The sequence below is a fragment of the Ruminococcus sp. genome, from assembly GCF_019417665.1.
Classification (GTDB): Bacteria; Bacillota; Clostridia; order Oscillospirales; family Ruminococcaceae; genus Ruminococcus_C.
On the sequence record NZ_DXUU01000045.1, the window covers coordinates 1 to 24,236 of the forward strand.

Consider the following 24,236-nt stretch of genomic DNA (forward strand, 5'->3'; position numbering starts at 1 on the left):
CGAATTTTTTGTAAACTCTGCTCCACAACTATTGACTTTTCTTAGCTGGACTTTTTTGAAGCTCTAACCTTTATAAAACAAATCACTTTATCCATACGGCAATGGCAGAGAAATTATCCATATCTCTGTCCTTTCCGCGCCGCACAATAATTTCTACCATCTGATCGACCCACTCAGAAACGCTCTTGCTCTTTTTCAAAGTCCTGCACATTTCCCGCTCGTAGATCAATTCCCAAAATCCGTCAGAACAGAGCAAAAAACTCTGACAACTGTCCAGAGGCATACTCTTCGATTCGGTGCACTCAATAATACGTTTTGTTGAGCCAAATGCCTTTGTAAGCTTATTCCGATCCGGATGATTGCGGATCTTACGTTCACGCAATTCCTTAGACAGCACCAACATCTGGGGCACGCTATGGTCAATGGTACGCAGCACCACTTTGTTTTTTCGAAATAGATACAGCCGGGAATCACCGATATGCGCCCATTTCGCAGTATTGTCACGGATCACAAGAGACACGGCCGTTGTCATCATGGAAGTTGTCTCATGGCGCTGCTTCTTTTCCCAAGCCAGCTTTTCCTGAGCTTCTACATAGGCATCTTTCAAGAATTTTTCTGTAATTTCTTCATTTTTAAATTTTCCGCAGATTGATTGTGCCACCATCTGCGATGCCACTTCACCTTTTCCATGACCGCCCAGTCCGTCTGCCAGGGTAAAGCAATAGCTGTCATCTTTTTTTGCCACGCAAACATTGTCCTCATTGACCTGCCGCTTTCCGATGTTTGTAAAGATCTCATACTGTACTGCCATATGTGCCTCCCTGCTTTTCTGCATCTGTTTCTAGTACAATGCGGCATGGGACATCTCCGAATGTTAACGCATCATTATGTTCCAGCTGTACCGGCACGCCCTTTGGAATACGTACCCCATTTTTTCGGATACCGGTGGAGGAAAAATCAGTTACTGTATAATAATCATGCTCAAAATCATAACTCAACAGCGCATGATAAGCGGAAACATGAACACTGTCAAAAAAGATCCCCACCTTTTCCTGAGTAACACCATGCAGTCTGCCAATGCCAATTCCTTCGGGATCAATTTGCAGTTTTCGGTTTTTGCAAATAAGAAATGCTTTTGTATCCGGCTCATCATGAAGAATGAGAATGGTACCGCTGTTGTGAGAGGAAGTTTGCGGATGATACGAAATGTTACCAACTTGTGGTACGGATCCGGGGATCTGCGTCGAAACACCATCTGTAGTTCCGCCCTGTGCTTTTCTCAGCTGTGCCATAAGACCGCCGCCTGAAGGCTTTGCCGATTCTTCTCCATGTGCTTTGGAGAACAATTTCAACGATGGGATCCGTAGTTTCCCCTGAGTACCGCTGCCAGAAACAGCACTCTGCACTGGTATCTGCGGAACTGCTTGTGCCACTTCTACCAGATCCTGACGTACTTCGTACTGTTCACCATTCCGGGTGATCATATGTTCTCTGCGAGAATCCGGCGTTGTATTTTGTTTCCCTGCTGCATCCCCTGTTTCTCCTAGAAACAGATTCAGATCTTCCCGAATGGTCAGAATATCCGCCTTCTGCTCGCTGATCGTATCGTAAAGCTTTTGAAAATCGCCGTTTTCATCAAAAGAATTAACATCCAAATAAACATGTTCCAAAAGATCCATGAAAAAACTGCGCAGGTTCATCTCCTGTTCTTGATTTTTCAACGGAAAACAAAGCAATGCAATACTCATGGTTGCCGGATCCAGATAGATATCCCCGATCTGAATGGAGATTTGAGTATAGGGCAGCATATAGTAACTGCACCGTTCCAGATGATCCAGAACGGTCACAGCGATCTCTGCGAATCGCTTTTTGTTTATGGCAAAGTGCTTCAGATATTCTTCCAGCGTTTTCATGAAGGAAATATCATATTCCAGTGCATGAATATACCCGTTCTCTGTTACAAACCGTATGGGCAACAGACAGTGCATCTCCCGCTGATTCCGCCGGATCATTTCCACGGAGATCATATCCAGGACATCCTGCGACTGCAGAGTATAGGTCAACTTCTGCTCGGTTTTCTCAAACTTACAAAACTCCACGCTCATTCCACTCTTTCTCTTTTAATCATACTGGTACATCCAGACATGTACCAGGATATCTTCTTCATCCAGCACTGCCACAAAGGAACCATCTGCATAGACCGGTGTCATACTCAGATAAGTGTCCTCCAGCATGACGTTCTCCTCTGCATCGATCAGCGTCCAGCCATCCTCCAGCTTTACGGACGCATAACCGCAGCAATAGGAATTGGCATCCTCATAAGTTCCTTCCAACTGTGTTTTGCCGTCAATGGTCACAAATCCCCAGCGTCCATTCTGCATTTTGACAGCACACGCCTCTCTGGACGCAAAAGGCTTCACCTCGGTATACGCTTCCTCTGACAGCCGCTTTCCCTCCAGATCATACAATGCATATTTACCGTCAGTTTTACCCCAGAATACACCGTATTGCGTACTGAATCCATTTTCGTCTACCAAAATATCCTCAAATGTTTCGTTTCCCACCGGCTGGAATTCACTGTTAATGAGCATCCATTTGCCATCTTGTTCTACTGCGGCATAGCCGTTGGAAAAGCATCCGGCATAGGTATATTCCACATGATACGCCTGCATATCCGTATCCAGATAGCCGTATTTTCCCTTTTGCTCATCGGGGATTTCCTGCTCCAATGTGTCCTCTGTGCCCATTTGAAATGGCGCATAATTCTCAGAAAAACTACCAAGCCAGTTTACGGCAAAATCCGGAACTCTGCGACGGTATGCATCTTTATCCACATAGCAATATTCGCCGTCCTGACAAACGGGAAAATAACCGCCTCCAAGAAATCCGGCATCTTCATAGACAACATCCAACATTAGATCACTGTCCGCCCCGGCAACACCGTATGCGCCGTTCAACTGTACCACTGCGCTGGCTGCTGTACCATCCATGGGAAAGACATATTTCCCGATAGCATCATAACCAAGATATTCCTCATAAGAAACGACTGAATGCAGCCGAAGCATGTAGTTTTCCATGGTTTCCTTCCAGCGGTCTGTACAGCTTTCCTGCCGCAAGGCAGTTTGCACATCTTTGTATGCAGTCTGATAATCCTCTTCCTCCAGTGACGCTTCAATGAGAATCTGACAGGTCTCCATATCCTGGGGATTTTTCGTATATGCCTTTCGAAGTGTGGAAAGATAATTTTCTGTTTCGCCTAGCTCCTCGTACAGACTGGCAATTTTATATGTCAGATCCAGATTTTCCGGCCGCATTGTCTGTGCATCCTGATAGGCATAAATGGCATCAATATAAATTTTCTTTGCCTCGTACTTCTCTGCCTTTTCAATGCACGCATCATAAGCTGCTTCTTCCTTGCCATTCACGGATAAAATATTTTTCCATGAGCCAAAGCACAGCACGATCATCAGCACCAGTACCAGTGGCCCCACCAGTTTTTTCATGATAACACCCTCTCCTATTTTCAAGAAAAAATATCATACAATACAGCTGCTGCCAGAATAAATGGTGACATGGGAACAGTATCCTTGAACCGGAGCTTTCTTGCCACCAACAAAACGATACAGACGACTGCCGTAAACAGGCATGTGTAAAACAGCACATTCAGCACACCGATCATCCCATAAAACAAGCCCAGCACGGAAAAAAGTTTCACATCGCCAGCACCCAGTCCGCCTTGCGAGATCAGCTTACAGATCAACAAAATTCCGCCGCCGGTCAGCAGTCCCAGTCCGCTGCGCAAAAGCAATGCACCGATCTCTGAAAAATCAAATGCACGTATGGCATCCACCGCAAAAAACAAGATCCAGACACTCAGCAGCCCGGCGACTAGTCCGTTGGGGATCTTTTTCACAGACAAGTCAATGCTTGCAATGACTGCCAGAAAATGCAGAACTGCCTGCTCCCGCAATGCAGTATCCCAGGAAAGCCTGTAATAGATGGTCAGCCCGATGATCACTGCACCAATGCATATATGACATATTGTCATTGGGATCCAGATCCGTTTTGCCATCAGCACCTGCTGCAAATGCTGTGGCTTTTTCTTGTCATTGATATAGTAGTACCGATAGTACAGCCCCGGTATAACACTGAGCAGCGCAAATAGCCCGGACACGATGCAGGTTAACATGATTTCCATACCTATCCTCCTATGCTCAACTTTCCATCTCACACTGGTCGTATACAATCTTCACTTCATAACCCTTACCTGTAAATTTCTTATCTTCCATCAGTTCGGCAACAATTGCATCAATATCTCCTGAAAACTGTTTTGCATTCTCCGGAACAACAATGACCATCTGATACTTGGTACTGTCATTCAGTGTTTTCTCTTCACCGCTGCCTTCCAGTGTAACCTTTCCGTTCACTTTATCCACTTCATTATACATCTCACCCATATACTGACTGACCCTATTCTTCAATACCTTTTTATCAAGCGTATAAGTACCGTCTTCATTTTTTGCTGTTACTTTGGAATCGAAAAAGTGAATGGATTTGATCTTGGTCAGCGTATTGCTGGATTCATCATACAGGTCAAAGCCAGTGCCATTCTTTATGCTCAAACCATAGCCACCCTTGGTTTCCATGTATGACACAATTTTCTTTCCTCGTTCTCCCTGTCCTGCAATATCCCAGAGGCTAAACAGATTTTTCAGGTTCTTATCATCGCCTGTACCGCTGCCTTTATAATGGATCCATGCTGCGGTACATGCCGTCTGCTGTACGTAGATATCTCCGTCATACATGCCAAAGGTCAGTGCTTTCAGATTGACCTTATAATTAAGTACCACGTTGATGGTATATCCATCGGCAAGAAAGGAAGAGCGCTCAAAGTGCAGACCATCCTTGCCGTCCTTGATGCCGTTCGCTTTGAGATAAGCGTCCAGATCAGAAGCCGAGATATATTTCGGGAAGAGCATGGAGCAAATCGGATCTGCGATCAAACAGCCCACCAACCGGTTGGTACCGCTTTGGACAGTCAGATTCAGAATAATGCCCAGCTGTTCATTCCAGTCTGTGGTGGAAATACTGTTTTTCAGTGTCGCAGCAGAAGACACTGCACTGTTGGCATTGTTTCCCACTGTCTCTATTTGCTGCATGATATTACCGTAGTTTCCGGAGCTGACAGAACCAGCCAGCTTTTGCAAATCGCCAATTGCATTCTCTGCATTTGTGATATTTTCGTTTAGCGTAGTCGTATCCGGCTTTTCAGCCGGACTGTCCGGCAGCAGTCCTGCTTTTTCCACGATGTAATAATACTGGGAAACTTCCTTTGCCACCTGATCCACTGCGTATTGGGTAGACGCTTCCAGGCGCATCAGCATAGAAAACATGAGTACAGCCATAAAGCCCAGAATAAATACGATCAGTCCCAAAAGGGTCTCAATGGCAATATCACCTTTTTCATTGCGTTTCACTTGTTTCAGCCACTTCATCTGTATCCCTCCTTAATACCCCATGACACTATGATAATGCAGCTGCGATTTTCCGGGATTGTTCCAAAGGGTACTCAATCCGCTGTACAGACCATCATCCTCTGCTTCTGTCTGCCCATTGACATTTGCCTCATAGGAGAAAATGGTATTCAGTTCCACAGTGGCGTCAATTTCCACCAACGTGTATGCAGTTCCCAGGTGGTATTCCTTTTTGCCTGTGGTTTGCAGATCTGCGTTCTGATTCATATTGACCTGGATCAGTGCTGCACAGCGCTGGAGCATGGCGTCTTCGTTGGTCATCAATCCGACCAGGGTGAAGATCTTGACGTATTGCTTGTAGTTCAAAGTCAGACCTTTTCCCTTTGACTTCGGGTCAGCTTCTGTGACAGAACTGCCGCTCTTCTTGGATGATTTCATATATTTTTCCATGGCATCGTTGATCTTGTCCTTGGCGCCTTCTTTCAATTTGCCTGTCGCCTTATCAACACCATTTTCAACCGCTTGACTTAATTCTTTACTGCCGTTTTCAATTACAGTCTTTATATTAGCTTTGAGCGGATCCGTGATTTTACTATCAATCGCATCTCCGACACGTTTTTGAATCTCAGTAACCACATTTTTTGCATTTAACGGTTCTGTCACAGAAGTGATTTTACCAGAAACAGTATTAACAATACTATCAATACCCATTTCAGCCAATGCTTGTTTTTCCGCATTTTTGATGACATCTGGTGCATCGCTTTCATCAATAATCGCTTCAACATGTTCAATAGACGATTTGATACTTTTATTCATTTCATCTACATTATTTAACATTTCATCTAAGCCGGTTTTCGCATACAGATCTAATATCGCAGAAGAAATTGATGCATTCAGCGCATTTTTCAAAGACTCCATCGCTGAATCCACCTGACCTTCCACAAAATTCGTCAGAGATTGCGTTGCATTTTCTAATTGTTCCTCTGCAATTCCCTTCAGAAGCTCTGCACTTTTATCAATTGCCGCATTCGTCACATTATTCAAGATGCCGCTGATGCTGCACGACCATGTCTCTCTCGACTTCATAATCGGAACGTCGTAGCCCTGTGACAGCTTCCATAAGTCAATTCCCGATTCTGCCAGAGACAAAATAACAGTTACAATCGCTTGTACAATGGGAATGCCAAACACCGTCCAGCCTGCAATTGCTGTCGCAATATTCAATGCGATTTCCTGTACTTCCGCAGATGTAAAGGCATAGATCGTGTTGAATACAAAGCGTATGCCATAAATCACGCCCATGGTCTTTCCCACAGCGCCGCCGACATCACCGCCCCAGATGATATACTCCTGTTCGTATAAGTAATGGTGATTGCTTGCCAGAATATTTCCTTCCAGAGAGGTTTCTTTTTTATCTGACACTTTGCCATTTTCCAGATCAGTGGTATAACAGCTGAACATATTGGTGAAATATTCTTCTACATATGCTTTACTGATCGCTTCATTTGCAAGATTTACAATTTTGGTCATAAAGTCGCCGGCGCTTTTAAGTGTATTTTTTTGATTTTCAGCTTTTGTTTTATTATCTCCGTCCTTATCTTCGTCACCTTTGATCTCATCAATGCTGCCAGAGGTATTTCCTCCAATTTTTTGTGCATCGCTGGCACTACCGCTGCCTTCCGGTGCGCTTTCACCATTATCGATTCCGGTGATATCTTTAAAAGCAGCCGGTGCTGACAGTTCATTTGATTCTGTATTTCCAGGTTTGCGTCCTTCAATCGATGAAGCTGTTGAGACATTATCCGCTTTCGTATTTGTTTTTTCATTGGCCTCTTTTTGGTCATCTGTTAGAGTGGAATTATTTGTACTTTTCCCTTGTAATTCATCTTTATATTGTGTTTTCTTAGTTTCATCATTATTTTGCAGCTTTGTCGTAATATTGATCAGTTTCTCATAAAAGGTCTTTGCATTCTGATCTGCATTGCCGCCAAAATAGGTGTTATAAATATAATTGCTGTCTCTTGTCACACCATTGGTACTGGTTGTATTCAGAGCTACCTGCACAAAGCCAAACTGTATAAAATATGCGCCGCCGTTCCGCTGTACTGCATTTTTCATATCACCTGGTGTGCCGGTCACTTCTTTCCCGTTCTGCTGGAAATAATTCTTCATGCAGTCGCTTGCCATACCGGAAGCATCTTTTGACTTGGTAAGATCGATCTGCGTAGCCGTATTGTATGTGCTTTCTGTTCTCCATTTACCGCCGGTAACGCTGTTTGCCACAAATGTCTCTGCATTCAGCTGACCACTGCTGACCGCCTTTTCTCCGAAATACGTGATAGAATCAATATAATTAAAGTAATCCTCATACGCTTTTTTCTGGTTATATGCAAAGGTCTTCAGTGCCTCCACTTCATCCAGCACTATTTTGTTTTCTTCCGCATCATGAGTCGCCTGCATGGTATTCTTTGTACCGCCGTCAGGTGTTTTTTTAATTTCACCATCCCACTTATCTAATGAAGTATGTACTTCCTTGGCATACTTCAAGACGTTGTCCATATCTGTACAAACCGTACCGATCTTTTCTTTTACGGTTTTCAGCTGACCAACATATTCGCTGATCTTATTATTGGCATTTCCAAACTGGGTTTTCGCTGTGTTCAGATATACGTCACGTTTGGATGCACATGCATTGATGACACTTTGCAACATGCCACGCAAATCCGGCGAAAAGGAGCTTGTCAGATTTTCATATGTATCCTTATTTTTTATTTCGGACACATCAATAATACCATCGGTTTTTGTAACAAGCGTGCATCCGCAAATTTCTTCCAATAAATAAATATAAGCACAAACTAGTTTGTATTTCTGCCACTGTGCAAATGAAAAAGAATTTGTATCTACACCAGAAATTGAAATTTTACCGAGAGAATCAGTTGATGTATTTGCCTTCCATTCATTGTTGCTGTTGATAATTGTCAGACAGTCTCCAAGTGCTTTAAAATAATCTTCACCATAATTGTACCATGTTTGATGAATACCACATAATTTCCCCAATTCATCAAAACTATGTTTCTGCAAAAAATTATAATAGGCTGTAATAAATTCAACCGAATCTGTTTTATTCTGGACTTCTATTAATTCAGTGTAAACTTCCTGAAAAGCACTCTTGTTATTTTCCACCATACCTTCAAGCTCATCAAAATTTGCTTTCAGTGCAATCGTATTTTCAAGTTTCTGGGAATTATAGGAAGATTCCCACAAATGAATTACCTGTGCTGGATCCTCCGGATTTGTAATTTCTTCATTCATCATGCCAATAAAACTTGACATTGCGGAGTCCATACTTTCAGTCTGAGTTTCTCGCTTGATAAATGAATAATCATATGTTTCTGTGGATGTATTTGCTTTCAATTTGTAGTACGAAAGATCTTTTAATGCTGTTTCGATACCACTCTTTGTTGTGGTATCAATATCCGCAATATGCACATTCTGCGAAGTATCCCAGAAAGTATACAGGTTCTTGAAATAGATCAGATTTTCCGTTGCAGACTGCAAATCAGCGTAAACTGTATCAGTTGAACCTGCGTTTCCGACCCTTGCATCAAAATAAGAAGCAGCATTTTTTCCAGCAATGCTATCCAGTTGAATTACAGCATCATTATAAGCATAAATGGAATTTTTCGCATTTTCACAGGCTTCCTGCAAAGAGTCGCAGCTTTTTGTATAATCGATCTGTGCACCGATTGCCTCTGTCTGTTGCTCTGTCCCCTTGAACATCTCCAGCTTATCCATAATGTCCGCTGCAAACATAATCGGTGCTTTGTACTTCATATACTCCACGATCTGCCGCTTCATGACAGCCGGGTTGCCGAGGGTAGAAGAGGAATTCCCGGTTACCTGAAGGTCACTGACATCCATAGCAAGATGGTTCACCAGTTCATCCGGATTCACTGAATCGCCTCCAAGGATCTGCCTTGTTACCGTGTCAGTCATCTGATTGATATAATCACGAGTTGGATCATTTTCTGCAACACCCAATTCCGTCAGTGTGCCCGCCATGGTATTGCTGAAGTAGGCAGAAAACGTAGTCTCCAGATCATTCAGATTATCGCACATGGCAAAAAGTCCATATGCATCTTTCAGTGCCGCATCATAGGTAGAAAGTGCCGTATTCATAGTCAGATCTCCCGCCCCGGAGACTGCCGTCTTTGCACTCATGACACGTGTGCCGTCCACGATCATAGTCGCATATGTCATCATAGGCAGCATGATCAGAATCAGGATCAGCGACACCGAGCCGCGCACCTTCCGGAAAAAATGTAACATCCTCAGTTCCCCCTTATAAGCCTATTTTATTGATATCTTCTATCACGGATTTCACCTTTTCGATTGCCCCGCTGATGCCGTCCTTGATGCCCAGCTTTTTGCCCAGAATATCCAGGAAATCGAAAACCAGATCCGTATTGCGCACATATTCGTCCGGGTCATTCGCCGTGGCGGAAGCGGTAGCGGAAAGCTTACTCGTTTCACGGAACCAGGAAAAAACGCCGGGGGTCGGCAGTGTTTCTGTTATTGTAATGTCCACTTGTTGGGAAATAAAATAATTTTCTGTTTCTATTTCAATTTCAATCGGTTTGTCTGTTACGAGGAGGCTATTTTCCGTCACAATGCTTGATGCCACTTCCTGCAAATTTTTCAGTTGAGCATCATCCAGAATTTTACCTTTTCCAAGAGTGGTCAGATAACGATAAGGATAGATGGTTGCCTTTTTGACTTCAATTTTCACGTTCGTTTCCCAGTCGATGGCATTTGTCCCGAAAATGGAGACCGGGTCTCCGCCCTCTGCCAGGTTCATATACCCTGGATAGGAAATCTCTCTTGCCGCAACGACTGCAACTTTTTGCGCATAATTTTGTAAAGCTACACCTTGAAACATATATAAGCCCATATAAATTAAAGCAAAAACCACAAAAATGGTAAATGGATATAAAAAGACAGCTTCTATACTAACCATCACACCATTCTCGTTTTTTAAAAAAAAGCGTATTTTATCCAATAACATATTCATCATCCTCATAACATCAAGTTCTCGGCACAATTGCAGGTCGACTCCACATTAATCAACTTGCAATTGTGCCGAAACGCTGCGATTTTCAGCACAAAAAATTATTAGAATTTAATCAAGCCCATTATGAACCGTTTGCTTTATTTTCCATTAATATTAATGCCAATATCACTTAATTTTTGCTTAATAACACTAAAAAGACCAGAATTTTCATCTTTACCAATAATAGTGATAAGAGCAACAACAATAACAAGCCCAACAACAACCAAAATAATTGCCTGGACAGTTTCCATACCATCCTCATTATCCTTGAGTGAAGCAATCTTATTCATCACAGTTAAGTACGCTTTCATCATGTAAGCCTTCATCCCGTTCACCCCCTTTTTCGTTTTTCCATCTTTGTCGTACCTCCGCAGCCGATACAGACAGAAAAACAGAATACGCCTCTCAGCTTTATATCAATCTGTATTAGCAGATCAATATCAAATTAGAATGCACTTTTGATCGGTGCAATCAGTTCATCCAGTTTTATTTTTATTTCATGCAGGAAGCCCGTTTCTTTCAATACAATCAAACCTACAATGATCAAAACCAGAATGATGCTTAAAACAATCGCTTTTTTCCCATTCATCACATTTACCCACATTTTAAAAAGAGAACGAACTCATCAAAGAAATTCCCATTGGTCCAACTACCAGAAGCAATAATCCCACAAACATCAGCATATTTGGAATCGTCAGCTTCTGCGCTGCCGTAGCGCCTTTCTGCCTTGCCAGCTGTTTCTTTTCTTCCCAGGCTGCATCGGACATTTCTTTCATGGATTTAATGGATTCCGCTGCACCCTTCTGCACTGCCTGGATATAAATGGACGCAAACTTCCGGATATCCTTTGTGGCACACCGCTGTGCAAAGAGATTGACTGCATCCTCAATTGCCATGCCCTGCTGGATATCCATGCTTGTCACACGCATTTCCTCGTAGAGCTTATTCTCATAGTTGGAGCAAGCTACCTCGTCCCAAGCCCGACGCACTGCCATACCGGCATTGATCAGCAGCGTGATTTTCGATACCATCTGCGGAAATTCCACCACGATCTCGTCCTTCTTATTCTTGATCATTTCCTTGATATGCGACCGCACCCCATTCACCAGGAGCGCTGCAATGAGCAGACCAAAGATCAGTCCGATGTACATGCCGGAAACACAACCCGCCATAAATCCCAGCGGAATGCACAATATCAGCATGGAGATCATTCCCGAACGTTCTACATAATAGTAAAACTCTGCATTGTCACGTCCGAATACCTCGATCAGTTCTTTTACATGCGCCATTGCCTTAGGCGAATGGGTAATGCGCTTTCCCGTGATCTTCTCCCATATCTCAATCACACCGAATCCCAGGAAATACAATTCTTTTAAAGTAAAGATCTTGCTGTCCGCTGCGTCCAGCATATCCGCATATTTCTTGTAATATGCCAGATACAGAAATGCATAGATACACAGGAAAATCACTGCCAGGATGCCGCAGACAAACATAACCCCATAAGGCATACTTGCTGTCAAAAATCCCATTTTAATTCCCCCTCATATTTTGATCTGCACGATTTTAGTACCCATCCAATAGGAGCCTACAAAAATCGCCAGTGCAACCAGCTTTATGGCAAGCACTAAAATATTGTTCGGTGACGAAACGAGCATATTGGTCGCAAATACCACAATAAAGGGCATAACAGCCATAATATTCAGCTCGTTTTTCTGAGAAGTCACCATCGTCTGGATCTCCATCTGGATCTCGATCTTGTCGCTGATGATATCCCGGGTTTCCCGGATGACCTTGCCCACATCGCCGCCCAGATCATTGGAAATTGCAAATACGCTGGAAAAGCTGTTGATATCATCAATGCCGCTGCGTTTTCCCAGATCCACCACCAGATCCCGGATCTCAATGCCGTACATATCTCTGGCGTGGCGGATCAGCTGCAATTCCTGTGTGATATACGCATTTTCCCCATGCTCTGCCCGCATATCCTCCAGGGCATCCGTAAATGCATCGTTTGCATTGCGTCCTACCGTATAGGAGTTACTGAGGGATTCCAGCATGTCCCGGAATTGGAGCGTCAAGGCGTTGACACGCTTTTTCTGGAGACGATCCCGGTACAGAGGGATAGCTTTCCATGCTGCGACCAGTGCCACCAGAAAACTAAGGATAGCATTTCCGAAATAAATATATGCCGCCAGAAATCCTGCGCCGCCGCCTACCAGAACCGCTAGCATGGTCTCTGCCGGATTCAGTTTATAGACATGATAGTCAACACCCTCTCCGGTCAGCCCGTGATACTCCACATATTTTTCTTTTTTCTTTGCCTTTTTCGGCTTTTCCTGTTTTGCTTGTTTTTCTTTTTTCAACAAAATCACCCCTATTAAAAATCCATCCGTATGCCTGCCAGCTGTAATTTTTCCACATTCACCATGGGATTTTCCGTGCGTTTCAGGCTACCGTGTACTTTTTCCGGCGTTGACAATTCATCTTCCTCAAACTTGTACAGAGAATTCAGGCGGATCTGCCCGTTCTCATAGCCCAGCACCTCTACGATCTCCACGACCTTTCGGGAATGGTCACGAAGTCTGGACAAATGAATAATGAGATCCAGTGCCGAAGCGATCTGCTGCCGAACTGCATCCAACGGCAACGCAGCAGCACCTTGCAAGACCATAGTCTCCAGACGGCTTAGCATATCTCTTGCGGAGTTTGCGTGACCCGTAGAAAGAGAACCATCGTGACCGGTATTCATTGCCTGGAGCATGTCCAGCGCCTCTTCACCACGCACTTCGCCGACAACAATACGGTCGGGACGCATACGCAGAGAAGACTTGATCAGATCCTTGATGGTGATCGCACCCTCGCCGGAAGTATTGGCATTCTTCGTTTCCAGACTGACCAGATTGTCCACTCGGGTGATCTGTAACTCTGCGGAGTCCTCAATGGTAATAACACGCTCATCAGAGGGAATATAATTGGACATGGCATTGAGAAACGTAGTTTTTCCTGAACCAGTACCGCCGCTGATAAAGATGTTATACCGTGCCTTTACCAGATTTTGCAGCTTATCTGCAATTTCTTGTGTAATGGAACCGTATTCAATGAGTTTCTCCACACTCATAGGCTTTTTGGAAAACTTACGGATTGTAACCGTATCTCCGTGCATGGCAATGGGATACAACACGATATTGACACGGGAACCGTCACGAAGTCTTGCATCGGCAATTGGCTTTGATTGGTTGACTTCACGTCCTGAAATATCCACGATCCGGTGGATGATTTTTTTCAGTTCCACGGCACCATCAATACCCTTGCCGCCAAACTTCTGATTAAGACGTACCACTCTGCCGTTTCGTTCCACAAAGATATTGTCCGGACCATTGATCATTACTTCTGTAATGCTTTCATCCATGAGGATCGTATCCAGAATGCCCAGCCCCCGGTACATACCAAAGACACGTTCCACGATCACTGCCTTATCCTGGGGCGAAATATACACCAACGACTGATCGCTTGTCAGATAGTCATCATTTTCATCCAGCATACCGGCAACTAGTTCTTTTATGTACTCTTTATAAGTATCATCATCGGCATCCCGCATTCGTTTTCGGCTCTCCGATTTGCTTTTGGCGAACTGAAATCCACTTTCGGACTTTTCCTCCTGATTGGCGGAAGTATAATCGATCAGATCGCAGACTTTTCCGACAATTTCCTCCAAAATTTCATTCTGCGTCATTTTCAGCATCCTCTCCTGCGCCGCTTACCGCAGCTTTTCAAAGAGCTGAGGTGTACGGCAGATATTTTGCACAATGGTCTGACGGCTGATTTGCTGATTGTCTTTCAGCCGATAGCGGCCGAATTTCCCCACAACGACCATTCCCTTAGTGTAATCTGACAAATCCGCATCTGCATAATATTTGTTATAAATGAGAAACTGTTCTGCCGGCTCACCGGAAGCATTGCGCTGTTCAACCTGTACATACCGTTGTACCTTTTTCAGTTTCTGGTTAGCAAGGTTAGATGCATCCATGGTAAATACCAGCTTGTCTGACTTCTGGATCAATGCCGTGGTCAAATCACCAACGACCATACTGGCATCACACAAAATGTAGTCATACTGCTTGGAACTGCGAAGCAGCTCCAGAATCTCCCCCAGTGTTTTCCCGGAAAGACATGCGATATCGGCTGCATTTTTACAACCCTTTATAAACGACAGATTTTCCGGGTGAATATCCGTTTCATGACAAATTGCCAGGTCAATGGTTTTTTGTAAACTTTCCGACGTGTATTTTCCCCGCACTTCTGCAATCACATCCGAAAAGGTTTTGGTGTTGTCCGAGGTAAAATAGCTCTCACTGCAAAACTGCTCCAGATCCAGATAGAGCACCTTATGCTCCTTAGAAAAGCTTTGAGCACAGGAAACTGCCATAACAGAGCTCCCGGCACCGCCGTGTATGGGAAAAAAGGTGATCACCTTTGGTTCTTGTGCCTGATCACCGTGAACAGAAAGCCCTTTCTGCTCCCGAATCAGCGTATGCTGATACACTGACTCGTATAGATCACACAGCTGCTCATAGATCTTTGGAACACTTTGATATTTATAAATGGTCTTTTCATGATCAATAAGCTCATGCTTTCCGGAAAGCCATGCAAAAGGGATCTGTCCCAAAGGAATCGCCAATTCCTTTTTTTCTGTCAGACCTACAGACTCTCCGCAGAGTACCACATCAAATTCTTCGTGTTCCATATACTCCTGCAATTTTTCCAGAGAATCAAACCCAAGGATCTGCATCTCCGCCGCATACAAGTTCAGATAATATTCTAGTCTCTGGACATATTCCATATCCGATTCCAGAATCAGTATTTTCATATTCTTTTCCCCACTTCCTCTTTACGCTGAAATTACCTGATCCCATGTTACATTCTTTCCCACAGATGCCGATGCATAATACAGCAAAACATAATATGCATCCGATGCGCTGATATCGCCGCTTTCATCTACATCACCATTCTGGAACAGTTCGTCCTCTGATACATCCGTAATGCCCGACAATGCCCCGAAAGATGCCGATATGCCTACAGATTTCTGTGCATAGTATACCAGGATCAGATATGCGTCTGTACCATCTACTTTTCCATCCAGATTCACATCCCCCTTTGATCCTTCACCAAGTTTATCCACTGCAACAAAATTGAGCTGATTGGTGGTGTTATTTGCATATTTCTGAGCAGTTGAATTTGTCCAGCCATAGATGGTAAAGTCATCGATCTGAATGGAACTGTTGTACTCCGGAACAGCCTTCCATCCCACACTGCTCGGTTCCATTGTAGTCGTCGCAGCAGGGAGTATGATATCTGTAAAGGCACAGTCGTAAAACGCAATATCACCGATAGTTTTCAGCTGCATTTGTGACACGGCTTCGATCATTTCCTCCGACAGTTCCAGATCAGATTCCGCTGCAATGAGATATTTTATGTCATACGTTGTATATTCAAGCCACTTCTGATAGGTCATTTCCTTTTCCGAGATCTCGCTATCGGACATACGCAGCCAAATCTCGGAAATATCCGTGCCGGAAAAGGCACTTTGTCCAATAGAAGTCAGCGTTTCTGCAAAAATCAGCGTATTCAGAGAAGTCTGACAAAATGCAAATCCATTGATCTTCTTCACGCTCGCACTGAGATCCACCGTATCCAGATGACTCATCAGTTCCTTCAACGGTTCCATACCGCTCTGAAAGCTCACGGGATTAAACGCTCCTTCTTCAATGCTCTGCACGCCATCAATATCAACGATCAGCTTTGAGACCTTTTCCAGCAGATCCGGTCGGTTTTCCAGCTGTGGATTGATATCTTGCAGCAAATTCGCCGTCAGCTTGACATTTTGCTTATCCGTGAAAATATGAAGATATGCAATACCATCTTCACCCACTTCCAGTTTCCAGAAAATATTATCTTTTACATTCGACAATGTATTGCCCAGCGTGGTCTGTGTGGTCTCTGTGGTTTCTGTACTGATTGTCGTTGGTACTGTAGCAGCAGCAGTGGTAGTAGTAGTCTCCGATGTTATAGGCTGAGTGGTGGTAGTGGTAGTCGTCGTTGTTGTTGTGAACGTAAAAGTTTGTAGTGTCCGTCTTGTGGTAGTAGTAGTGGTAGTGGTAGTGGTAGTCGTCGTACTAGAAGTTGTTGTAATTGTTGTCGTTGTAGTGGTCGTCGTTGTTTCAGGCTGTGTTGTCGTAGTCGTTGTCTCTGACGATGTTGTTGTCTGTGTTGCTGTGGTAGTTGTCTCTGACGATGTTATTATCTGTGTTGTGGTGGTAGTGGTAGTTGTCTTTGACGATGTTGTTGTTTGTGTTGTCGTTGTATTCTTTGAAGTTGTTGTAGTAGATGCAGCAGTTGTAGTCGTTGTTGCTTTTGTTGTAGTGGTTTCAGAAGTGGTTTTAGAAGTCGTTTCAGTCATTGTGGTTTCTGATTCAGTTGTATCTGTTGTAGTGATGACAGTTGTCGTTGTTGTCGTGTTCTCAGGATCGTCCACAATGACACGGATACTGCCATCCTGGAGACTGACCTGTTCCTCAAACAGATCGTTTGACATATCATCTACACACTGATACCGTGGCAGGAATACTACATCCGTACCGCTGATCATTTTATCCTCACCGGCAGGTGCCCATGTGAGTGGGAACTCGTAATACTGTACAGTTCTCCCCTCATATTCCCCAGTCTCCAGGCTCAGCCCTGCCGCCTGGGCAAGCGCTTCTACCTGGTCTTCGTCGGCAATATCCAGATAAAGTTCAAACAGTTCCCCAATGGGATTTGCTGCATCTCCGCTTTTCTGCGATAGTGCAAACCGGATCCAGCGATAACTTTCATCACAGCTCTTTCTGCCGGCTTCATTCATGCTCAGATATTGATTGAAATCAGTCAAGTTGATCATGCTGCTGTCGCCAAAGAACATACCATAAGAATCTGTGCCATAAGACAGCGAGATCAGATCTGCGGTCAGTTCCGGCACAGCAATGACGCCAGTAATCCCCTGGCAGAACAACGCCTCTTTCTCCGAGGTCAGCCATACCGGCAGGATCACTTCTTCCTCACCCGGATAAACATAGATCTCGTCAATGTCATAGCTGATGCTTTTCTCTCCTGTTGATGCAGTGGTCGAAGTCGTTACAGAAGTCGAAGTTGTGACGGAAGTGTTTGTTGAGGTAGTGGTCGTTGTTGTGGTCGTACTTGAAGTCGTTGTGGTAGTGGTCGTTTCTGTTATTGTGGTAGTTGCTGTAGCGATCCCTGTTTCTGTAGAATCCGGATTTGGCAGGATCGTAATAGAGCCGCTAATTGGAATATAGCTATATTCTTCTCCAACCGCATTATTTTTAAAATAATTATATATCTCTCCATTTATTTCATCTGATATATAAAATGTAAATTCATCATCTACATTTGTATTGCTTGGAAGTGTAAATTTCAGTGAGCAAAGAGAATCGCTTTCAATTACACTTGCACTAACAATTGAAACAAAAACCGCATTATAATCTGGATAATCATGCATACCCCCACCTGTATAACCTGTATAAGTAATACCATTTGGATAATGCACTATAAATGTAATACCTGTAAACCCCGGATTATTCTCCAAATAAATGGGCACTTCCACCTGATAATCCGCTGCCCGCAGCTCGTCCAAAGTCAGAGAAACATCCGCCGCTTTCAATATAATGGTATCCGAATCATCCAGTGCCACAAAAGTTCTGTCATAAGTTTCGGCATAGGCTTCTGCTGTAGAGCCGCTATAGCCGTAAATTACAGTATCAGAAGGAATCACGTTGCTGTCGTCATAAATGGAACAATCCGGATTGAGGAAGGTAACCTTTGTTAAAGAACTTCCATAAAATGCATGCCCATCAACACTTGTCACACTTTCAGGCACAATAAATGATGTAATGTTTTTGCAGTCAAAAAATGTCCATCCCTCGATATTCTGGATATTCTGAGATATGGAGATCCGTGAAAAAGTGCTATAATGAAAAATCGAACTTCCCAATGTTTCAACAGAATGCGCAATGATTGCAGTTTCAGCATTTTTTAGACATCCGAATGCCCAATCGCCAATTCTTGTGATACCATCCTCTACAACTACCTTTATGATGTTGTCCCGCACCTTAGTCCAAGGTGTTGTCATAGGATTATCATAATCGTCTGATGTATTATCCGCATAACAACTGAAATCAAATATGCTGCCCGTACCTGAGATCGTCAAAACGCCGTCTGCATCCAGCGTCCAGACGGCATCCTCACCGCACACGCCGCTCGTGCCATCCATATTGGAAAAAGCAACGCCATGTTCCTTCGCATACGCTTCCGTTGTAGAATCATCATACCCGTACAAAATAGGAGGATCCCATATGTTAAGAATATAATTTGCAAAAGTACAGGATGGATTTTCGATGATGATATTATTACAGCTGCCCAGTGCATAAGAATCGATTGACTCTACAGAAGCCGGAATATACAATTCCTCTATATCGCTTTCATCAAAAGCATGGCATCCAATTCTTGTGATGGCATCAGCAATCGTAACCGATTCTGTATGATTCATTTCGTAAAATGCATAGTTACCGATTTCTGTAACTCCATCCTCAATGACAATATATTTAATATTATTTTTATATTCTTTCCAAGGAGCTTCATTGGTACTTGTATAGTCCGGGATCACACCATATCCAGAAATTGTCAACGTTGCTGTATCTGAACTATAGTTCCACTGTAATTGAAGATCTTCTCCAAACAAACCAGAAGTCGCCATTGAACTAATCCCATAACTCCGGCCATATTTTACTGCATATTCTATGGCTGTTGAGTTCTTATAACCATAAATCTTTGCCTGTTCCGGAATAGTCGATGCACTTCCATAAATATAGCATGTCATATTCTCAAAAGTGATTGTTTGCAGCACATCACAGCCATAAAACGCTCCCATCGACACATGCCCAACATTGATAGGAAGTAAAACAGATTCCAGAGAACTGCAATTCTGAAAAGCATAATCCTCAATATATATCACGCTATCTGGTATTGTCAAGTCTGTTAACATTTTGCAATTTGAGAAGGCGTAATCATCAATCGTTGTCACACTATTCGGTATCGTCACCGTTGTAAGTAACGTACAATTTGCGAAGGCATACTCATCAATCGCTGTCACCGGCAAACCGTCAATTTCCGTCGGTATTTCCACACTAGTGACAGAAGCATCGCAGTCTGTGATATATACGCAATCACTATACGCCGTATAAGTCAGGTCACCATATGTCCCTATTGTCTCCGCTGAAGCCACCATTTCCCCTTCCGGCATCACAGTTCTCAGCTGCGGCAGTCCTGCTGCACTGATCAGCCCTGCAAGCATGACTGCGCAAACACGTTTCCATGTTTTCACAACACACAACCTCCTCTTAATTTTCTGGAAATAACCCGCCCAGATATTTCCTACTTTCATTTTAAATATGGATAATTTATTCTACCATAAAAAAAAAAAAAAAACAATGTGTTTTCGTAAATTTTCTATGAATGCAAAGTACAGCAAAAACGGGCGAAATCCAAAAGAATCGGATTTCGCCCGTTTTATCTCTAGTTCATATGATATACCGCATGTATTCAGCCTTAAAATTTTAAGAGAACATAGGCGTAGAAAGATATCTTTCGCCTGTATCCGGCAGCAAAGCTACGATCGTCTTGCCCTTGTTTTCCGGACGCTTTGCCAATTCAATTGCTGCCCATACAGCTGCACCAGAAGAAATACCCACCAGCACGCCCTCTGTTCTGGCGATTTTTCTGCCAATTGCAAAGGCACCTTCATTCTCTACAGCAATTACCTCGTCATAAACATCGGTATCCAGCGTTTCCGGCACAAAGCCTGCACCAATGCCCTGAATTCCATGAGGACCAGATACACCTTTAGACAACACCGGCGAGCCTTTTGGCTCTACAGCTACAATCTTAATATTGGGGTTCTGGGATTTCAAATATTTGCCCACACCTGTAATTGTGCCTCCTGTACCTACACCGGCAACGAAAATATCCACTGTACCATCTGTGTCTTCCCAAATCTCCACCCCGGTCGTTTTTTCGTGTACTGCCGGATTCGCCGGGTTGGTAAACTGAGATGGAATAAAACTGTTGGGGATCTCCTTTGCCAGTTCCTCTGCCTTTGCAATAGCACCACTCATGCCCTTTGCGCCCTCTGTCAGCACCAGCTCTGCGCCGTATGCCTTCATCAGATTGCGGCGCTCTACACTCATGGTCTCCGGCATCGCAATAATGAGCCGATATCCTCTTGCGGCTGCAATTGCCGCCAGACCAATACCTGTGTTCCCACTGGTAGGCTCAATGATCACGCTGCCAGGCTTCAGCAGTCCCTTTGCCTCTGCATCGTCGATCATGCCCTTTGCGACTCTGTCCTTGACGCTTCCTGCCGGGTTGAAATATTCCAGCTTTCCATAGATTTTCGCAGGAATAGATTCTGCTGCTTCCAGGTTTGCCAATTCCATCAGTGGCGTGCCGCCAATCAGGTCAGTGATTTTCTGATATACTTTCATAATGCAATACTCCTTTTCCGATATTCGCTTATATCACCTATATGTTTAATATGAATTATAGCACAGTTCAATGTATCTGTCAATAGATAGATACAGTTTTTTCTATTTTTATCCCTTTTGCACAATCCAAGCAAGACGATTCCATAAATATTGCACAAACGCAAAACGTATTGTTCGCCATTCAGAAGATTTCCAGGTGTTTCCTTATGTGTGTTTTCTGCCACTGGTTGCATTTTCTAACAGAATATGATAAAATAAGACATGACATTTCAAGATCACGAAAGGACTGGATCATTTTTGAACACATCATTCAGAAAGGGGCTGCTTCACGGCATCCCCATTGCATTGGGTTATCTCTCTGTCTCCTTTGGATTCGGCATTCTTGCCGTCCGGTCGGGACTTCCTGTATCGGCAGCTGTTGCCATTTCCATGACCAATCTCACCTCTGCCGGACAAGCCGCCGGCGTGAGCATCATAGCCGCCGGAGGTTCTTATCTGGAAATGGCATTGACTCAGCTTGTCATCAATATCCGCTATGCTCTCATGGGACTTTCCCTTTCCCAAAAGCTAGACAACAAATTCCATCTTCCCCAGCGGCTCCTGACCGCATTCGGCATCACGGATGAGATCTTTGCCGTTGCATCTGCCCAGCCGGAAAAACTCACACCGCCATATCTTTACGGCATGATACTCGTTGCTTTTGCCGGGTGGACATCCGGAACACTGCTGGGGGCAGCAGCCGGACAGATCCTGCCGAAAGCCATTATCGATGCCATGGGCATTGTTCTGTACGGTATGTTTCTGGCAATTATCATTCCGCCGGCAAGAAAAGGCCGCAGCGTTCTGACAGTGGTATGCATTGCCGCACTATGCAGCATTCTGTTCCGGTATCTTTTCACTGCTGTTTCCAGTGGCTTTGCTGTTATCTTTTGTGCAGTAGTGGCTGCCGCTGTAGGGGCATTGCTATTTCCAGTGCCAGATGAGGAGGAACAGTCATGAGCATTGTCATTTATATTGCCGTCATGGCAGGCGTCACCTATCTGATACGCATGATTCCCATGACTGTTTTCCGCAAAAAGATCCGCTCTCGGTTTTTCCGAAGCTTTCTCTATTACATTCCATATGCAGTGCTCAGTGCTATGACCATTCCTGCCATTTTTTACTCCACGGGAAACATAATCACAGCAGCAGTGGGGACAGTTGTTGCTGTGATCCTTGCCTATTGGAATCTGCCCCTGATCGTAGTTGCTCTTGCCGCATCCGCAGCCGCCTTGCTCACGGGATTTTTTGTGTAGGGCAGACATCTTTTGTTCCGGGCAAAAAAATCGAAAACACATTTCCATTTTCACATCTGGACAAATTCAGATATCCTTTCTGCTTCACTGCAATTTCACGTGCCAGGTACAGCCCCACACCGATTCCCTCTGTATTCCGGCTATTCTGTCCCCGATAAAATCTGCCAAAGATCTTTGTTCGTTCCGTTTCTGGGATGGGTGCTGCCATATCTGCCACTTCTACTGCGGAAAACATTCCCAGCCGCCGAATAGTCACTACGACTGCACTGCCAGGCGGCGAATATTTCACTGCATTATCCAGCAAGTTAAAAACCGCCTCTGCCGTCCAACTTTTGTCGTGACAGACAAAAACCGACTCCTCCCCAGCATAGATGATCTCCACACCCTTATCTCTTGCTTTGACAAATACATCCTTAATGGCTTTCAGCACTGTTTCATTCAGGCTCTGTACCTCCGGATGCAGATGGATCAAACCGCTTTCCAGCCGGGACAATTTGATCATACTCTCTGACAGAAAAATCAGACGTTCCACAGATATCCGAACGATTTCCACATATTCCTTCCGTTTCTGTTCCGTGAGACTGTCGTCTGACAGAAATTCTGAATACATTTTCAGATTTGCAATGGGTGTTTTCAACTGATGGGAAATATCCGAAACCAACGCCTTCACATTCTCCTGCTCCCGAAATGCGTCAGCGTTTTTCTTTTTCAGGATCTTCACAAGCTTCATGATCTTACTCTGGAGTTTCGACAAAATGCTGTCTTCATTTTCCGGAAACAGCTGCCGTTCCTCCAGGGTCACCAAGCTGTCGCACAGCTCCGACAGATCTGCCGCAATACTGATCATGTACCGATCATCCAGCCGCCGTTGTACTTCCGTCAGAATAGAACCTAGCCCAAGCATGACGGCAGCTGCTAACGCTGCGCCCATATTTTTTGTCAACAGAGCAATCAAAATTGCACCCAGAAGGGGCAGTAAAATTTCCCATGCAATGACCCATTTTCGGTATTGCCGATATTTTTCTGTATCCATCACGATTCTCCAAAGGTATAGCCGATCCCGAAAACCGTAATAATATACCGGGGATTTTTCGGATCAGTCTCAATTTTCTGCCGCAAACGTCGGATATGGACACTCAGAGTATTTTCGTCAATATAATTTTCGTTGCAGTCCCAGATACGTTCCAGAATCACATTTCGTGTGAGTACTTGTCCCTTGTTGCGGACAAGCATCTCCAACAGCTTGAATTCCGTGGCAGAGAGCTTCACGGGAGTTCCATTTTTATATAGCTGCATCCTACTGAAATCCATCATCAATTCACCATAGGAAACCGTTTCGTTTTCCACAGTAGACTGACTGCGCCGCAATACTGCCAGGATTCGCTGGTACAACAGTTCCACTGAAAAAGGTTTTGCAATATAATCATCGCAGCCCTGCCGAAATCCGGCAATCATGTTTTCCTCGGTGTCATTGGCAGTGAGAAAGATCACTGGGGTATTCCCTTTTTGCCGAATTTCCCGGCATAGTTCCATACCGTCCCCATCAGGCAAGTTGATGTCCAGCAGGACAAGACTGTATCTGGACTGCAATGCAGTTTTTGCCTGGGCAGCAGAATAAGCACAGTCTGCCATAAATCCTTTGCTTTCCAGATAGACTTTTATCCCGCCGCAGATAATCACATCATCTTCTACAATCAATATTTTCTGCATGACCTCAGTCGAGTAGACAATCTCGACACTCCTTTCAAAGTATTTCAAGTGAAAGGCT

The 24,236-nt window shown here is 44.1% G+C and carries 19 protein-coding genes; 2 read left to right on the plus strand and 17 right to left on the minus strand.

From position 1 onward, the window contains the following. Positions 1-82: 82 nt before the first annotated feature. The 15 genes from QZ375_RS10925 to cysK form a co-directional block, all read right to left on the minus strand. A complete protein-coding gene (locus QZ375_RS10925) occupies positions 83-811 on the minus strand; it encodes a protein phosphatase 2C domain-containing protein (protein ID WP_295219004.1) in 729 nt (242 codons plus the stop codon). Further along, positions 795-2,105 carry a DUF6382 domain-containing protein gene (locus QZ375_RS10930; protein WP_295219007.1) on the minus strand — a complete coding sequence of 437 codons (1,311 nt, stop codon included), beginning with the start codon at positions 2,103-2,105 and terminating at the stop codon, positions 795-797. Before QZ375_RS10930 ends, QZ375_RS10925 begins: the two co-directional genes overlap by 17 nt. Positions 2,106-2,120: 15 nt before the next feature. After that, positions 2,121-3,503, minus strand: coding sequence for a WG repeat-containing protein (locus QZ375_RS10935; protein ID WP_295219010.1), 1,383 nt, complete (start codon positions 3,501-3,503; stop codon positions 2,121-2,123). Between the two features lie 20 nt (positions 3,504-3,523). Further along, positions 3,524-4,198, minus strand: a complete 675-nt coding sequence (locus QZ375_RS10940) for a prepilin peptidase (protein ID WP_295219012.1) — start codon at positions 4,196-4,198, stop codon at positions 3,524-3,526. A 16-nt stretch (positions 4,199-4,214) separates the two neighbouring features. Continuing rightward, entirely contained in the window at positions 4,215-5,495 is a 1,281-nt protein-coding gene (locus QZ375_RS10945; protein ID WP_295219015.1) for a hypothetical protein, read from the minus strand. Between the two features lie 12 nt (positions 5,496-5,507). Beyond that, positions 5,508-9,803, minus strand: coding sequence for a DUF5702 domain-containing protein (locus QZ375_RS10950; RefSeq protein WP_295219018.1), 4,296 nt, complete (start codon positions 9,801-9,803; stop codon positions 5,508-5,510). Positions 9,804-9,816: 13 nt separating this feature from the next. Then, complete coding sequence (locus QZ375_RS10955) at positions 9,817-10,413, minus strand: hypothetical protein (protein ID WP_295219021.1); 597 nt, start codon at positions 10,411-10,413, stop codon at positions 9,817-9,819. A gap of 269 nt (positions 10,414-10,682) precedes the next feature. Further along, positions 10,683-10,910, minus strand: a complete 228-nt coding sequence (locus QZ375_RS10960; RefSeq protein WP_295219023.1) for a hypothetical protein — start codon at positions 10,908-10,910, stop codon at positions 10,683-10,685. 119 nt (positions 10,911-11,029) lie between these two features. Beyond that, on the minus strand, positions 11,030-11,176 hold the full coding sequence (locus QZ375_RS10965; protein ID WP_295219026.1) for a hypothetical protein: 147 nt from the start codon (positions 11,174-11,176) through the stop codon (positions 11,030-11,032). A gap of 13 nt (positions 11,177-11,189) precedes the next feature. Beyond that, positions 11,190-12,113: a type II secretion system F family protein gene (locus tag QZ375_RS10970; RefSeq protein ID WP_295219028.1), complete on the minus strand. Its 924-nt coding sequence runs from the start codon at positions 12,111-12,113 to the stop codon at positions 11,190-11,192. A gap of 12 nt (positions 12,114-12,125) precedes the next feature. Further along, entirely contained in the window at positions 12,126-12,947 is an 822-nt protein-coding gene (locus QZ375_RS10975; RefSeq protein WP_295219031.1) for a hypothetical protein, read from the minus strand. A gap of 14 nt (positions 12,948-12,961) precedes the next feature. Then, positions 12,962-14,317 (minus strand): CpaF family protein, encoded by a 1,356-nt coding sequence (locus QZ375_RS10980; protein WP_365728934.1) that lies wholly within the window; start codon positions 14,315-14,317, stop codon positions 12,962-12,964. Between the two features lie 24 nt (positions 14,318-14,341). Continuing rightward, positions 14,342-15,451, minus strand: coding sequence for an AAA family ATPase (locus QZ375_RS10985; RefSeq protein ID WP_295219034.1), 1,110 nt, complete (start codon positions 15,449-15,451; stop codon positions 14,342-14,344). A gap of 21 nt (positions 15,452-15,472) precedes the next feature. Then, entirely contained in the window at positions 15,473-20,014 is a 4,542-nt protein-coding gene (locus tag QZ375_RS10990) for a leucine-rich repeat protein (RefSeq protein WP_295219036.1), read from the minus strand. Between the two features lie 232 nt (positions 20,015-20,246). Continuing rightward, positions 20,247-21,173: a cysteine synthase A gene (gene cysK / locus QZ375_RS10995; RefSeq protein WP_295219038.1), complete on the minus strand. Its 927-nt coding sequence runs from the start codon at positions 21,171-21,173 to the stop codon at positions 20,247-20,249. A 297-nt stretch (positions 21,174-21,470) separates the two neighbouring features. On the opposite strand from cysK, the gene QZ375_RS11000 reads away from it, so the two are divergent. Together QZ375_RS11000 and QZ375_RS11005 are read left to right on the plus strand one after the other, a co-directional pair. Continuing rightward, on the plus strand, positions 21,471-22,172 hold the full coding sequence (locus QZ375_RS11000) for an AzlC family ABC transporter permease (RefSeq protein WP_295219041.1): 702 nt from the start codon (positions 21,471-21,473) through the stop codon (positions 22,170-22,172). Next, complete coding sequence (locus QZ375_RS11005) at positions 22,169-22,468, plus strand: AzlD domain-containing protein (protein ID WP_295219043.1); 300 nt, start codon at positions 22,169-22,171, stop codon at positions 22,466-22,468. Before QZ375_RS11000 ends, QZ375_RS11005 begins: the two co-directional genes overlap by 4 nt. Here QZ375_RS11005 and QZ375_RS11010 read toward each other — a convergent pair. Together QZ375_RS11010 and QZ375_RS11015 are read right to left on the minus strand one after the other, a co-directional pair. Further along, a complete protein-coding gene (locus QZ375_RS11010; RefSeq protein ID WP_295219046.1) occupies positions 22,449-23,501 on the minus strand; it encodes a HAMP domain-containing sensor histidine kinase in 1,053 nt (350 codons plus the stop codon). The genes QZ375_RS11005 and QZ375_RS11010 overlap by 20 nt on opposite strands. Further along, the coding region (locus tag QZ375_RS11015; RefSeq protein ID WP_365728940.1) for a response regulator transcription factor at positions 23,501-24,236 on the minus strand (736 nt) is incomplete at its 5' end. The genes QZ375_RS11015 and QZ375_RS11010, both read right to left, overlap by 1 nt.

Coding starts and splice junctions, on each gene's coding strand:
- QZ375_RS10925 (WP_295219004.1), bottom strand. CDS start 811: ATGGCAGTACAGTATGAGATCTTTACAAACATCGGAAAGCGGCAGGTC.
- QZ375_RS10930 (WP_295219007.1), bottom strand. CDS start 2,105: ATGAGCGTGGAGTTTTGTAAGTTTGAGAAAACCGAGCAGAAGTTGACC.
- QZ375_RS10935 (WP_295219010.1), bottom strand. CDS start 3,503: ATGAAAAAACTGGTGGGGCCACTGGTACTGGTGCTGATGATCGTGCTG.
- QZ375_RS10940 (WP_295219012.1), bottom strand. CDS start 4,198: ATGGAAATCATGTTAACCTGCATCGTGTCCGGGCTATTTGCGCTGCTC.
- QZ375_RS10945 (WP_295219015.1), bottom strand. CDS start 5,495: ATGAAGTGGCTGAAACAAGTGAAACGCAATGAAAAAGGTGATATTGCC.
- QZ375_RS10950 (WP_295219018.1), bottom strand. CDS start 9,803: ATGTTACATTTTTTCCGGAAGGTGCGCGGCTCGGTGTCGCTGATCCTG.
- QZ375_RS10955 (WP_295219021.1), bottom strand. CDS start 10,413: ATGTTTCAAGGTGTAGCTTTACAAAATTATGCGCAAAAAGTTGCAGTC.
- QZ375_RS10960 (WP_295219023.1), bottom strand. CDS start 10,910: ATGAAGGCTTACATGATGAAAGCGTACTTAACTGTGATGAATAAGATT.
- QZ375_RS10970 (WP_295219028.1), bottom strand. CDS start 12,113: ATGGGATTTTTGACAGCAAGTATGCCTTATGGGGTTATGTTTGTCTGC.
- QZ375_RS10980 (WP_365728934.1), bottom strand. CDS start 14,317: ATGACGCAGAATGAAATTTTGGAGGAAATTGTCGGAAAAGTCTGCGAT.
- QZ375_RS10985 (WP_295219034.1), bottom strand. CDS start 15,451: ATGAAAATACTGATTCTGGAATCGGATATGGAATATGTCCAGAGACTA.
- cysK (WP_295219038.1), bottom strand. CDS start 21,173: ATGAAAGTATATCAGAAAATCACTGACCTGATTGGCGGCACGCCACTG.
- QZ375_RS11005 (WP_295219043.1), top strand. CDS start 22,169: ATGAGCATTGTCATTTATATTGCCGTCATGGCAGGCGTCACCTATCTG.
- QZ375_RS11010 (WP_295219046.1), bottom strand. CDS start 23,501: ATGGATACAGAAAAATATCGGCAATACCGAAAATGGGTCATTGCATGG.